Here is a 209-nt window from a genome sequence, read left to right on the forward strand (position 1 = left end):
AAAGTCGCTGTTTCATAACAAGCTGTCGCTGGTTCTGCTGGTTGAGACCCTGTAACTTCCCACATACATGATGTAGTATTAAAAGTTGCTGTTTCATAACAAGCTGTCGCTGGTTCTGCCGGTTGAGACCCAGTTACTTCCCACATACATGATGTAGTATTGAAAGTCGCTGTTTCATAACAAGCTGTCGCTGGTTCTGCTGGTTGAGA

1 protein-coding gene is annotated in these 209 nt (G+C 44.5%); it reads right to left on the bottom strand.

The window, feature by feature from the left end:
* A partial coding sequence (locus Q0842_RS16330) for a hypothetical protein (protein ID WP_298500590.1) occupies positions 1–209 on the bottom strand: 209 nt, incomplete at both ends.

The organism is uncultured Algibacter sp. (assembly GCF_947495675.1).
Taxonomy (GTDB): Bacteria; Bacteroidota; Bacteroidia; order Flavobacteriales; family Flavobacteriaceae; genus Algibacter_B.